Below are 14,030 nucleotides of genomic sequence, written 5' to 3' on the forward strand. Positions count from 1 at the left end.
ATTATGTATAAGTCTTTGTTAAGAGTAGAACATCTTTCGGTAGATTATAAATTGAATAATGGAGAAGTCAATGCTGTAAGAGATGTAAGCTTTAGTCTCAACAAAGGGGATAGCTTAGGAATAATAGGAGAGTCTGGTAGTGGGAAAACTTCATTGGCTATGGCACTGATGGGACTTATAAAAGAACCAGGAAAAGTAAGAGGAAATATCTATTATGAAGATGTGGATATAAATAGTCTATCTAAAAGGGAAATTAAATCTATCCGTTGGAATAAAATTGCTTTAGTTTTCCAAAATAGTTTAGATGTTTTAAATCCACTACTTACTATTGATGAACAAATAAGTGAAGTGATTGTAAAACATCTAAAATTATCTAAAGAAAATATATCTAAGAGAGTTAAAGAACTATTGAAAATGGTAGGGCTTTCAATAGAGACCAAAGACTACTATCCTCATCAGCTATCTGGTGGAATGAGACAAAGAGTTCTCATAGCTATGGCTCTTGCCTGTGATCCAGAAGTGCTGATAGTTGACGAGCCTACTACAGCTCTTGATGCAGTATATAAAAATGAAATAATTAAATTGCTTTCAGAACTTCATGAAGAGAAAAAATTTGCTTTATTGGTTATATCTCATGAATTAGAAACTATTTCTCATCTCACTTCAAAAGTAAATGTAATGTATTCAGGATGTATATTAGAAAAAGGGATTACTTCTGAAGTCCTTAAAAATCCTATGCATACTTATACTAGAGGCCTATTAGATTCTTCACCAGTTATAAATCCCTACAGGGATTTATGGGGAATACCTGGGGAGTCAGGAGGGTCTAAAGAATCTGGTTGTCCTTTTAGAAAAAGATGTACTCAAAGTATTGAGATATGCAATACTCAAGTACCTAAACTTGAATATGTATCATTGGAAAGACAGGTAGCTTGCCATAGAGGAGGAATAGTCACTTTACTCGAAGGGAAAAACATCAATAAAACATATAAAAATAAAAAAACAAGCGTAAAAGCTTGTGAAAATTGCTCAATTAAAATAAGGAGTGGAGAGATAGTAGCACTAATTGGAGAATCAGGTTCTGGCAAAACAACTTTGGCGGGTATTTTGTCTGGAACAATCCTTCCTCAAGGAGGAGAAGTTGTATTTGAAGAAAAATTGGTATCGGGAAACAATTGTACAAGTATAAAAAATGGAATGCAAATAGTATTTCAAGACCCTTTTTCATCAATAAATGAAAGATTTAGTATAGAAGAAGCCATAAGCGAACCTTTAAAGATAATAAAAGAAGATTCTTATGAAAAGATAAAAATAGAAGTAAAAAAAGCCTTGGAAGAAGTTCAGCTACCAAATGATGAAAATTTTTTAAACAGGAAATGTTACACCTTGAGTGGAGGACAAAGACAAAGAGTTTCCATAGCACGAAGTTTAGTGATGAGACCCAAATTGTTGATAGCTGATGAAATAACTTCTATGTTAGATCCATCTACTAAAGCCAATATCATAAGACTATTAAAAGGGCTGCAAAATAAAAATGGCTTTAGTATGCTTTATATAACTCACGATTTACCTATTGCAAGAAAAATTGCAGATAGGGTTTATGTAATGCACAATGGAAAAATTGTAGAACAGGGAATTGCATCTAAAATATTTTCCGCTCCAGCAGATGATTATACAAAAAAGCTTGTTAAAGAAGGAATGTCAGAATTCAATTAAGGGTCAAATGACCCTTAATTGAGTTTTATGAGCTATTTCCAAATCAATTTTGCTACCAATTAAAAAACTTGCATTTTCTTTGCCGCTTAAATTGACTTCTATATTTTTCTCTCCATCAGAAACTATATATTCTGTATATTGACCCATGAATATTTTGTGTTTAATTGTATACTTTCCTTCAGAATTTGGTCTAAATTTAATATCTTCAGGTCTTACTAAAAATCGGTCTCCAGAAATTTCAATTAAATTAGATTTACCAATAAAAGAAGCTACATATTCATTGGTAGGGGAAAAGTATACTTCTGAAGGGGAGCCTATTTGCATGATATTTCCCTTGTTCATAACTACAATTTTATCTGACAAACTTAAAGCTTCACTTTGGTCATGAGTTACAAATATCATAGTAATATTCAGCTTGTTTTGTAAATCCTTTAATTCTTCTCTCATCTTTACTCTCAAGCTAGCATCTAAATTACTTAAAGGTTCATCCAGCAATAAAATTTTAGGATTTGTAGCCATAGATCTTGCCAGTGCTACTCTTTGTTGTTGACCACCACTTAAGTTTCCAACTTTATATTTTTCATATCCAGATAGACCAACTATATTGATATACTCCATGGCAATTTTTAAAGCTTTTTTCTTTTTTTCTTTTCTATAAAATCTAATGCCATAACTAACATTTTCCACTACATTCATATGAGGAAATAGAGCGTAGCTTTGAAAAACTGTAGACACTGGACGTTTTTCTGGCGGCAAATCTTTCATATCTTCTCCTTCAAGAAGAATTTGTCCACTATCAGCTTTTAAAAATCCGCCAATTAGATTTAATGTAGTAGTTTTCCCACAGCCAGAAGGGCCTAAAATAGTGACAAATTCACCTTCATTCACATCTATATTTATATTTTTAACTCCATTTTCTTCATCAAACATTTTAGTTAAATTCACCAATTTTAGAAACATCAATACATCTCCTTTGCATTCAACAGCTTTATAGCAATTAAATTTACACTCACAGTGATTAAAATCAATATGCTGGCCATCACAGAAGCAGGCCCATATTGTCCATTGGTAATGCTTTTAAACATGACTATAGATGCAACTACATTTTTAGGTGATACTAAAAATATAATAGCTCCAACGGTAGTCATGCAAGCTGTAAAAGTATTTATAAAGCTAGTCAGAAAAACAGGTCTCAAAAGAGGAAATATAATGTTTGTAATAGTTTTAAACTTTGATGCTCCTAAATCTCTGGAGGCATCTTCTATTCTGGTATCAATTGTAGTAAATGCAGCATTGGTAGCTTTATTTGCTACTGATATATGTCTAAAAGTCGAGTTCAATATGACAATTGTAGTAGTTCCTGTAAGCAATAAAGGTTCTTTGTTAAACCCAACTATATATCCTAGTCCAAAGAAAATACCGGGTATAATATATGGCAATGCAGAGACAAATTCAATAAAACTCATCCCCTTGATTTTTCTCCTGTGAGTATAATATGACAACAAAACACCTATTACAGATGATACGAATCCTGCTATAACTGCAAAGATTATACTTCTTAAAAAAGCAGGAGTATATGCAAACTTAACTTCTTCAAAGTGCTTTAAAGTAAAAGTTAATTTTCCTGAAGTATTTATGGAAAAGGCAGATAGAATTATACTACCATATTTAAGTACCACTATTATGAAAAAAGAAACTGTGATGAAAGTCAATACAAATTTTAACCAAATAGGCAACTGAAAATCATAGTTCTCATTTCCAAGAGCTTTGGTGCCAGTTGCTCTGTTGTCAACACTTGTCATGTTTTTGCGATAAAATATAAATGAAAGGATAGCAGGTGGAATCAATAGTACAGACATGGCTGCAGCTTTTCCTAAATCTCCACTAGAAAATATAGTCATATAAGTTTCAGTAGCAAGCATTTTAAACTTTCCACCGATAATTATAGGGGTTCCAAAGTCAGCCAAATTCATTGTAAAGCTTAAAAACAATACAGATAGTATAGTAGGGAAAATTGAAGGTATGACAATATTTCTTATAGTTTGTGTAGTTATAGCTCCAAGATCCCTAGAAGCTAATATCTGCCTGGTATCAATTGAATGTAGTGCAGAAATAAGCATTATAGAAGATAGCGGTATTCCACCTAAGGTCTGCAATAGTACAATACCCTGCCATCCATAAGGATTCACGCTTAGTCCTAATAAATTATGGGTAATGATTCCACGACGACCAAATAGAATGATCAAGGCCAAAGAAGAAACAAAAGGTGGTGATATCATAGACAACATAAGTGCTCTATAAATAATCTTTTTAATTTCTTTTCTTTCAACAAAGGTAAAAAGAGCTATACAAAATGAAAAAATAGTTGATAAAATTGAAGAGATACCAGCTACAAATAGACTATCTTTTATTAACTTGAGATTGTCAGGATTCAATAAGTTTTTATAATTATCCAAAGTAAAAGTACCCCTATGAAAAAAGCTAGTTGAAATAACCATCACAACTGGATATAAGATAAAAAGGAGTAAACTAATAATTACAATCCAAAAAATTAATTGGTCTATTATAGAGTCAAAGGAAAGAGCAAAATTTGCTCTTTCCTTATCCATAGTATTATTTTTCACCTACTAGTTCCTTCCATCTAGTTAAAATTTCATCTCTTTGGCTTCCCATTAACTCTAAATTGAAATCTATTAGTTTACTCTTATCTAAATCCTTCATAAGTTCAGGAGCATCTACATCATCTCTAGCCATGATTCTAGCATCAGCTTCTCTCAATACTTCTTGACCTTCTTTTGATAGATACCAATCTACAAATACTTTAGCTGCCTCAAGATTTTTTGTGTTTTTAAATATAGCAATTGGTGCTGGAGTCCAAGGAATTACATCTTCAGGATACACTACAGATGTAGGACTAGTTTCTCCTACGCTATAAGTACCACCAGTTATTGCTACTATACCAATGGCAAATTCTCCAGCTGCAACTTTTTCAAGAGGTTCTCCGCCACCTTTTGCAAAGAAATCAATATTTTTATTTAATCTTTCAAAATAATCCCAAGCTTTTTCTTCTCCCCACGCTTGAATAAGTCCGCTGACAATTGCATAGTTTGTTCCTGATATAGAAGGGTCAGCCATGATTACTTCACCTTTATATTTTGGATCAGCTAAGTCTTCCCAAGTCTTTGGTGCTTCAAGTCCTTTTTCCTTTAGAATATCCTCATTAACTATCCATCCTGCTGGAACCAATGCAAGTCCGGAATAATATCCATCTTTGTCATTGTATTGTGAATTGATAGCTGAAACATTTGGAGATTTATAGGCTTCAAGATAACCTAAATCTCTAGCATTTAGATAACTATCAACACCGCCACCAAACCAAATATCTGCTTCCGTTTTTCCATCTTCAGCTTGTAATTTAGCAAGAGCAGCACCAGTTGACATTTCTAAATATTCAACTTTTATTCCAGTTTCTTCAGTGAACTTATCAAAACTGTTTTCTGCTCCACCATAAGCAAGTAAAACACTTAAGGTTGTTCCTTCAAAAGGCTTATCTTTAGTTTCCTCAACTGGTGTAGTTGAATCATCAGAACTTTCTTTTTGCTCTGATTTTCCACAAGCAACCAAACTAAAAGATAAGGCTAAAATCAACAAAAATGCTACAATTTTTTTCATATTCATAAATATTCCTCCTTCTCTAATCACATCCTATATTACATTATCATCAAGAATAAAATCAATCAAATAGAATATATCTATACTTACGAACTTGTCTATAGATATATTCTATAGATCAATATATAGTTACTAAATTTAAATATTGATACTTGGTACCAATATTTTGCTATAATATATATACAGCTCATATTTAAAGGAGAGTGAATAAATGAACACAAGAAAGTTTTCTGATGAGAGTATACAAGTGATGCAGGAAGCTCAAAACATAGCCATAAGAAAAGGAAATAGTGAACTAACAGAATTGCATATACATATGGCTTTGGTACAACAAAAAAATTCAATGGTAGTAGATATATTGAAGGAAATGGGTGTTGATATATTTTCGTATACCAAGGACATAGATGAAGCTTTAGATAAATTGAAAAGTCAAGATGGTTTGACTAAATTGTTTTATAACAGGGTAGCTCAGAAAATATTGCTTGTGGCTGAAGAATTGTCTAGGGGCATGTATGATTCCCACATCAATGTAGAACAAATATATTTAGCCATTCTAAAAGAAAATAAAATAACTAGCCAAAGTATTTTCGAAAAATATAATATTGAATATGACGACTTTAGAGAAAGAGTTTTAAAATATAGATCAACCATTGGAGTCGCTGACAACCATCCAGAAGGAATTGCCAAAGTATTAGAGAAATATGGCAGGGATTTAACCCGTGAGGCAAAGAATGGTGATTTAGATCCAGTCATAGGTAGAGATGATGAGATAAATAGAATGATAAGGATATTGTCGAGAAGGACCAAAAACAATCCTGTCATCATAGGAGAACCTGGAGTTGGGAAAACTGCAATTGTAGAAGGATTAGCTCAGAGAATAGTTAGAAATGATGTGCCGGAGACTCTTAAAGACAGGACTATTTATGCACTAGATATGGGAGCCCTTATAGCAGGAGCTAAATTTAGAGGTGAATTTGAAGAGAGACTAAAAGAAGTATTAAAAATAATTGAATCTTCCAATGGACAAATTATTCTATTTATTGATGAATTGCATACAGTTGTTGGTGCAGGAAATGGACAAGGGGGATTAGATACCTCAAATATGCTCAAGCCAATGCTTGCCAGAGGTGAGATTTTGACAATTGGGGCAACTACTTTTGATGAATACAGAGAATATATAGAAAAAGATGGTGCCTTGGATCGAAGATTTCAAAAGATACTGGTCACTGAACCAAATGTAGAAGAAACTATTTCTATTTTAAGAGGGATAAAAGCAAAATATGAAATGCATCATGGTATAAGAGTTTCAGACAAGGCTGTTATTGCCTGTGCTGAATTGTCAGATAGATACATTACAGATAGATTTTTGCCAGATAAGGCTATTGATTTGATGGATGAGGCTTCTTCAATGGTGAGAACAAGTATAGATGCTTTGCCACATGAATTAGATGAGATGCAAAGAAAAATTTTGCAATTAGAAATGGAAAAAGTGTCTATAAGGCAAGAAGATGATGAAATATCAAAATTAAGATGCAAAGAAATAGAAGAAAAAATAAAAGAGTTAAACAGTATTTATAATGTAGAATATGAAAAATGGATTGAAGACAAAAAAATAGTAGATAGAACCAAAGAAATTAAACATCAAATTGATGAAGTAAAAAAACAAATAGATGAAGCCAGTAGAGAAAACAATTTTGAGAAGGTTTCAGAATTAAAATATATAAAGCTTAAAAAGTTGGAGAGAGAAGAACAAGAACTTAAAAATATTCCCCATACCTACGACATAAAAGAAGAAGTAACCGAAGATGAAATAGCAGAAGTAGTGTCTAAATGGACAGGTATACCTGTAAGTAAACTGACAGAAACTGAAAAGGAAAAATTATTGAACTTAGACAAAGTTCTTCATAAAAAGATAATAGGTCAAGATGAAGCTGTAAGTGCAGTGACAGATGCCATCATTAGAGCTAGGTCTGGAGTGAGAAAACGTCAAAAACCTGTCGGTTCATTTATGTTTTTTGGGCCTACAGGAGTTGGAAAAACAGAACTTGCCAAAGTTCTCACAGAGACAATGTTTGATGATGAGAAAAATCTTATTAGACTTGACATGAGTGAATACATGGAAAAAAATTCAGTTTCAAGACTTCTTGGAGCACCTCCAGGATATGTAGGATTTGATGAGGGAGGACAACTTACAGAAGCTGTAAGAAGACAACCTTATTCTGTAGTACTATTTGACGAAATTGAAAAAGCTCACAGTGATGTATTCAATATACTACTTCAAATATTAGATGATGGCAGACTTACCGACAATAGGGGAAAAGTAGTAGACTTTAAAAACACAATTATCATCATGACTTCCAATATTGGCTCTGAAGACATAATAAAAGGCTTGGACTCTCAAGTTGAGGTAGTCATGAAAAAGATAAGAGAAATTTTCAAACCTGAATTTTTAAATAGACTAGATGATATAGTTTTATTCAAGCCATTAAGCAAAGACGATATAGTGAAAATTATAAATATAAATATAAAAGAAATAAATGAGGATTTAAGCCCTAGAAGAGTATCCATAGAATTGACTTTAAGTGCTACTCAACACATAATAGATGAAGCTTATTCAATCTACTATGGTGCAAGGTCTATAAAAAGGTTCATAGAAAAAAATATCATAACCGAAATAGGGAAAATGATTCTTAGAGATGAAATAGAATGCAATCAAAAAGTCATCATTGACAGCAAAGACAACAATCTAGTATTCAAGACGACACAAGGGGATGATCCTTCTGTGTTATAACGCAGAAGGATCATCCCCTTGTGCCTCTTGTGTCTAAAATGGAAGGATAAAAATACAAAACTTTCATAAAAAACGTAAGATTTTTTTGCTATTGTTAAATTATTAATTTAGGAGAGAAGTTGAGACTCTTGTAATTATCAGATTGTTAAACGATAAACATAGATTTAAACAAAGATAACTATAATCATTGTTAATTATCAGATAATTCGGAAAATTGCTTGACTTATTTTATATCCTGTCATATTATATTTAATAAGGCTATAATAAATCATTAAAACAGTATGTTAATATGTCAAAAGATGTCATGGCATCATGAGAATCAATGGGGCGATGGAGAATAAATGTGCTTAAGCACTATTAAATAGTATGGTCTAAACATACTATACAAGGGGGTATATACAATATGAAAAATAAAAGAAAAGAAACTATAAAAGATTTATTTGATTTAACAGGGAAAACAGCTTTAGTAACAGGGGCTTCTGGTGGATTAGGAAGAGATGCAGCTAGGGCCTATGCTGAATGCGGAGCCAAGGTAGCTTTATTAGCTAGAAGAAAAGAGAAATTAGAAGATGTAGTAGAAGAAATAAGTCAATTGGGTGGAGAAGCTATTGCTATCCAATGTGATGTTACTGATGAAGAAATAGTAAAAGATGCTGTAGAAGAGGTAATACAACAGTATGGTAAGATTGATATTTTATTAAATGATTCAGGAGTAGCTGTTAGAGGTGGAGTTCACAATTTAACTGAAGAAGATTGGGACAAATCTATGAATACTAATGTCAAGGGTGCTTATTTACTTAGCAAATATGTAATTCCATGTATGATAAAACAAAACTATGGTAAAGTTGTAAACATTGCTTCAATAAATGCCATAATTGCAGACAAAAATGATTTATTTATTAGACATTCATATAATGCATCAAAAAGTGCTGTACTTGGTCTTACTAAAGGAATGGCTGCATCATATGGGAGATATGGTATCACTGTTAATGCTGTTGGACCTGCACTTTTTGAAAGTGAAATGACAAAAGACACATTATTTAAATCTGATGAATTTTTAAAAGGATATAGCAAAATGAATCCAGCTGGAAGGCCAGCTGAAAAAGGAGAACTAAATGGAACTTTGATATATCTATCTTCCGATGCATCGAGTTATGTAAATGGACAATTTATATTAGTAGATGGAGGAATAAGTATAGTTTAGAAATGCATTTTGACGGTTTTTCTGTGTTATAACATAGAAAAACCGTCCTTGTGTTTCTTTTATGTCAAAGCTCTTCCTATATTTTTTATAAAGTCTTGGGTATTTGTAACAACAGATGTAGCAGTAAGAGTTCCTCTATCGGACAATTTATTTACAGCAAACTCCTGTATATCTACAGTATACATATAAACAGGGCGTATAACTCCGTCAAATTCATTGTAGGAAGGAGTCATGTTTCCAGTAGCTATAGTAAATAATATTGCAGATACCATAACTACAGTTGAACTCTTGCGAATATGTTTACGCATAGCATCTTGAGCTTCATATACATTGTCATAGGTTTCAGGCAAACCAAATCTGTCTCTAATTGTACCACCGATTATAACAGGTACACCACATTCCACACAGGCTTTCATAATGCCATCTTTAGGTTTTCCTGACTTTACAAATTCCTCCATGGAACCAGCTTTTCTAACCATATTTATTGTCTCATAATAATTACCAAGAGTAGTTTGTTCTTTTTCAAAGATATCTTGCCCCCAAGTAGTGTCAAATGTAGCACATTCTAAGTCAAAAGCAGCGAAACTTGTACCACATATAATAGCATCAACGTAGCCATTTCTTACAAGTTGTGCCATAGCATCTCTTGAACCACTGTCTAAACTTATAGCTGTTCCTAAAACCCAAGTAACATATCCACCATTTTCTTTTTCGTTTGCAAGTATTTGATAAAGCTTGTCATAATCAATAGAGAAAGCGGTTTCTCTTGATCTACCACTACGGAATGCAAAAGTGTCAGCATCTTTGGATTCCTCTATAAATCCTTGAGTATACATGTATATGCCTTCACTTCCATCTTCTGTTCTTCCTACAACTACTTTATCACCAACTTTTAGATTTCTAAATTCAACTATATTTACAGATTCTTTTCCTAGTTCATCATTAGCAACACAAACCGTATCCATCCTACTTTGTGTTGCTAATACCCATTTGTCATTTATCTTAAAATATTCTGGGAAAACAGAAAGTGCATGGTAGTTTGCAGGAGATACTCCGTCCTTTTCCACTTCTACCAAAGTTGCATTTGGAGCATTGACGAAGAATTCCTGACTAAAATCTGGTGGTGTAAATTTTGGCATATCAAATGTCATAATATTCCTCCTAGTCAATTTTTAATCTATCTACAGATTCTAATTTTTCTTCTGCAGTGTTTTCAACATATTCATGCATATCAACTGCAACTTGTTCTACTTCAAAATTGTCAACTGGTTGCAAAAGTGCTCTTTGTACATTTACAACAAAGTCTTGAACATTTGTCACAAGGGTTTTGACAGCAATATGTTCTCTAGCTTGTGCAACCTTATTTACTACATTTTCCGTTACATCTATTGTATACATAAATACAGGTGCAATAGTACCGTCTTTTCTGATTCTATAGCTTGAAGCCAATTCTGCAGTTGCCACAGAGTGAAGCATAGTAGCTAAGCATATAATCAAAGTAGCCTTGTCAGTTTGTTCTTTCATTGCATTTAAGCCTTGTGAAACATTGTGATACACTTCTGGAAGTGGTCCGTCATCTCTAACAGAACCAACCAATACATAAGGTATATCCAATTTGGTCAATGTCTTCATGAAACCGTCCTTTACATTGCCATCGGCAATAAATTTATCAATGGATCCTGCTCTTCTGACTTCATTTAGTAAATCTAAATGATTGTAATGTCCCATTGGTACAGATTCTTGTGTATAGATATTTTGACCAAGGGCAGTATCCAAATATCCACCTTCTAAATCATGAGTAGCCATTGCATTTCCAGCTAAAAGGGCTTGTACATATCCATTTTCAGCAAGTTCGGACAAACCAATTCTGGTGTCATAGTCAAATACAACAGAAGGACCCAATACCCATACTATATATCCGCCATTTTCTTTTTCATGACGCATTAGTTCAAATAGATATTCGTAGTCATCAGTAAAAGAAGTCTCGACAGATCTACCCGGAGTAGATATGACCGATTCATCAAATCCTTCTTTATATATCACAACTCCATTGGAACCGTCAGATTTTTTCCCCATGATTACCTTTTCCCCAATAACTAAATCGTTAAGCTCTTTGATGATTATAGTATCATCATGAAGTACTGCAACACAATTTTGAGAATTGTGTTCAGGTAAAATCCACTTATTATCATAATGATAATAAGTAGGCATGTGACTAGTAAGATAAAAACCACTTGGGGCAACCCCATTTTTCTTTACTTCTTCAACACGAATTTCCTTTGCATTTGCAAATTTTTCAGAAGTAAAATCTGGTGGTGTAAATTTTGGCAATACAAATGTCATGAACATCCTCCTTATCTAGCTATTATATATTATTATAATCCGAATTTATTATAGCATTTATAGAGTTACAAATATGTTAAATATATGTCAAAATTAAAATATGAGTATGTCATGTTTGTAATACCAGTATTTATAGCATTTAATTAAAAACAATTTCATCACAATAAAACACAAAATCCATATGAAATGGACAGTTATTTGTTCCACCAGATAGATAATTCATTCCAATTCCTATATGATAAGTACCCAAAGCTTTTTCATCAACAAGTGTAAATCCTGTTAATTGTTTGACTTTAGGATTTAGTCCAATTGCAAATTCACATAGAATTTTATAATTTTCAGGCAATGAATTAAAAAATTCATCTAATTCTTCGGAAGAACATTTTATAAGTTTACCATTTTCAAAAGTCATGAGTACATCTTTATATATTTTTTCTCTTAAATTGATTATAGGAACTAGCAAGTCTCCATTGCTACTATTTTCTATAGGTGCTATAGAAACTTCCCCGGCAGGAAAATCACCACAGCCATCATCTACATACCACTTTCTGTCATTAAAATCTAATTTTAAAGAATACTTTTTTCCAGTAATTATGTTCACACTATTTTTATCCTTAAGCTCTTCAATTTGTTTTTTGCAGGCTTTTTTTAATTCATTAAAGTCTACATCTAAAGCATTGCATATCAAAGAATTATAAATATCAAAATTTAAACCAGCATTGCGAGCATTTATCTCTGTAGGAACAGTAAGTTGTATATAATATTTTTTATCTTCAGTTAAAGCAGTGAACAATTGGGATAAATATTTCTTGTATTTAGGTATATCTTCCTTAGAAATTCCATTAGGTAAACTTGGTGTATACATAAATATATCTATTACATACCTGAAAGAAGATAGATACTCAAAATATTTTTCAGGGAATTCCTGATTATTTTCAATTAAATTGAGAACTACATTTTTAAAAAAAGAATTCGAGCAATGGTGTTTAAAAGGGATAACACCTTTTTTACTCAGACATTCTGAAATTGAGTCTAAAATTTCTAAATCTTCATTGTCACCCCAAAAATTCAATAAGACACAATCCTTTTTTTTAAAAGGGAGCCCTTCACAAATATTTGGTATAAGAGTTACAAAATTCATGTTTAATTCCTCCTAAATAAATTTATTTCGATACATATCAATATAAATTTAGCATAGTCTACACAAAAAAGCAATCTAATTTTGTAACCATAGAAATGAATTATAAAAATTAAGTAGATAAATATTGAAATAACATTTAAAGTATTGTAGAATAATAGTACAAAATATGGGAGGGATAGAAATGGCAGATATAAATTGGCTAAAAGATAATTATTTGATTTTCCTTAAAGAAAAAGAAGAAAACACCAAGGATACAATATCAAATTTGCAAAAACAAGAAAGAATAGATGAAGCTAATTTAGAAAAGATAAAGCTTAATATCATTGAAATATTTTTTAAAATGTTCAATATTAGTTGCAATGGTGCAAAGGATGCTATAGCTTTAAAAGAAAAATATTTAGGTTTTTTTGATAAAATAACAAAGCCTTGGTATATAAATAAAGACAAAGCCCTAGAATTTAGCAAAGAAAAAGAAGTTATAATAGAAGAAATAAAAATTGAGGAAGCAGAAAATTTGAAAAAGCAATTTAAAAATTATTATGATAAAATAGATATCAATTGAGGGGTGATATTTTGAATTCATTGGAAATTTTCAAATGTTTATCTGACAATTCTAGGCTAAAGATTATAAACAGCTTGATGATAGAGCCTATGTATGTTGAATTATTGGCTGAAAGATTAGAATTATCTACTTCAACAGTATCTTTTCACCTTAAAAAATTAATGGATGCAAATATTGTATCGTCTAAAAAAGAGCAGTATTATACAGTTTATAGTATAAATGAAGGAATTTTTTCAATGACTCTTAAAGATTTAGTAAAAGATGATAGAAGAGAAGAAGAAATACTAAATCAAAGAGAACAAAAATATAGAGAAAAAGTTATAGATTCTTTTTTTAAATATGGCAAACTAAAAGAAATACCAGTACAGAAAAAGAAAAGACAAATTGTTTTAGAAAAAATAGTGGAAAGCTTTGAAGAAGATAGAGAGTATACAGAAAAAGAAGTTAATTTGACAATTGCCGATTTTCATGATGATTTCTGTACAATAAGAAGAGATTTAATAGGTTTTAATCTTATGGAAAGAGACAATGGAATATATAAAAGAAAAAAATAAATTGATTACTTCATGCCAGGCACCAGTTTTTTGGTGCCCAGCATGGA

11 protein-coding genes are annotated in these 14,030 nt (G+C 31.8%); 5 read left to right on the plus strand and 6 right to left on the minus strand.

What is annotated here, in order from left to right:
* Nucleotides 1-3 precede the first annotated feature (3 nt).
* Nucleotides 4-1,716: an ABC transporter ATP-binding protein gene (locus BUA21_RS05825; RefSeq protein ID WP_072743874.1), complete on the plus strand. Its 1,713-nt coding sequence runs from the start codon at nucleotides 4-6 to the stop codon at nucleotides 1,714-1,716.
* 3 nt (nucleotides 1,717-1,719) lie between these two features.
* On the opposite strand, the gene BUA21_RS05830 is transcribed toward BUA21_RS05825, so the two are convergent.
* Genes BUA21_RS05830 through BUA21_RS05840 form a run of 3 tightly spaced genes read right to left on the minus strand, consistent with a single transcriptional unit; the run spans nucleotide 1,720 to nucleotide 5,394 of the window.
* Entirely contained in the window at nucleotides 1,720-2,676 is a 957-nt protein-coding gene (locus BUA21_RS05830; RefSeq protein ID WP_072743875.1) for an ABC transporter ATP-binding protein, read from the minus strand.
* Nucleotides 2,676-4,340 (minus strand): ABC transporter permease, encoded by a 1,665-nt coding sequence (locus BUA21_RS05835; RefSeq protein WP_084604176.1) that lies wholly within the window; start codon nucleotides 4,338-4,340, stop codon nucleotides 2,676-2,678. The genes BUA21_RS05830 and BUA21_RS05835 overlap by 1 nt, the downstream gene beginning before the upstream one ends.
* Complete coding sequence (locus BUA21_RS05840; RefSeq protein ID WP_072743876.1) at nucleotides 4,330-5,394, minus strand: ABC transporter substrate-binding protein; 1,065 nt, start codon at nucleotides 5,392-5,394, stop codon at nucleotides 4,330-4,332. Before BUA21_RS05840 ends, BUA21_RS05835 begins: the two co-directional genes overlap by 11 nt.
* A 205-nt stretch (nucleotides 5,395-5,599) precedes the next feature.
* Here BUA21_RS05840 and BUA21_RS05845 point away from each other — a divergent pair, with 205 nt between their 5' ends.
* Together BUA21_RS05845 and BUA21_RS05850 are read left to right on the plus strand one after the other, a co-directional pair.
* Nucleotides 5,600-8,179 carry an ATP-dependent Clp protease ATP-binding subunit gene (locus BUA21_RS05845; RefSeq protein ID WP_072743877.1) on the plus strand — a complete coding sequence of 860 codons (2,580 nt, stop codon included), beginning with the start codon at nucleotides 5,600-5,602 and terminating at the stop codon, nucleotides 8,177-8,179.
* A 403-nt stretch (nucleotides 8,180-8,582) separates the two neighbouring features.
* Nucleotides 8,583-9,383 carry an SDR family NAD(P)-dependent oxidoreductase gene (locus BUA21_RS05850; RefSeq protein ID WP_199228878.1) on the plus strand — a complete coding sequence of 267 codons (801 nt, stop codon included), beginning with the start codon at nucleotides 8,583-8,585 and terminating at the stop codon, nucleotides 9,381-9,383.
* A 59-nt stretch (nucleotides 9,384-9,442) separates the two neighbouring features.
* Here the strand turns inward: BUA21_RS05850 and BUA21_RS05855 are convergent, their stop codons facing one another.
* The 3 genes from BUA21_RS05855 to BUA21_RS05865 all read right to left on the minus strand — a co-directional run bounded on the left by BUA21_RS05855 (nucleotide 9,443) and on the right by BUA21_RS05865 (nucleotide 12,867).
* On the minus strand, nucleotides 9,443-10,534 hold the full coding sequence (locus BUA21_RS05855) for a putative NPN-dependent ornithine cyclodeaminase (RefSeq protein WP_072743878.1): 1,092 nt from the start codon (nucleotides 10,532-10,534) through the stop codon (nucleotides 9,443-9,445).
* Between the two features lie 10 nt (nucleotides 10,535-10,544).
* Entirely contained in the window at nucleotides 10,545-11,726 is a 1,182-nt protein-coding gene (locus BUA21_RS05860) for a putative NPN-dependent ornithine cyclodeaminase (RefSeq protein WP_072743879.1), read from the minus strand.
* 139 nt (nucleotides 11,727-11,865) lie between these two features.
* Nucleotides 11,866-12,867 carry an aminopeptidase gene (locus BUA21_RS05865; protein WP_072743880.1) on the minus strand — a complete coding sequence of 334 codons (1,002 nt, stop codon included), beginning with the start codon at nucleotides 12,865-12,867 and terminating at the stop codon, nucleotides 11,866-11,868.
* Between the two features lie 181 nt (nucleotides 12,868-13,048).
* Between BUA21_RS05865 and BUA21_RS05870 the strand changes: the two genes are divergently transcribed.
* Nucleotides 13,049-13,429, plus strand: coding sequence for a hypothetical protein (locus tag BUA21_RS05870; protein ID WP_072743881.1), 381 nt, complete (start codon nucleotides 13,049-13,051; stop codon nucleotides 13,427-13,429).
* A gap of 11 nt (nucleotides 13,430-13,440) precedes the next feature.
* On the plus strand, nucleotides 13,441-13,983 hold the full coding sequence (locus tag BUA21_RS05875) for a DUF2087 domain-containing protein (protein ID WP_199228876.1): 543 nt from the start codon (nucleotides 13,441-13,443) through the stop codon (nucleotides 13,981-13,983).
* The last annotated feature ends 47 nt before the right edge of the window (nucleotides 13,984-14,030 follow it).

The sequence above is a fragment of the Sporanaerobacter acetigenes DSM 13106 genome (assembly GCF_900130025.1).
Lineage (GTDB): Bacteria > Bacillota > Clostridia > Tissierellales > Sporanaerobacteraceae > Sporanaerobacter > Sporanaerobacter acetigenes.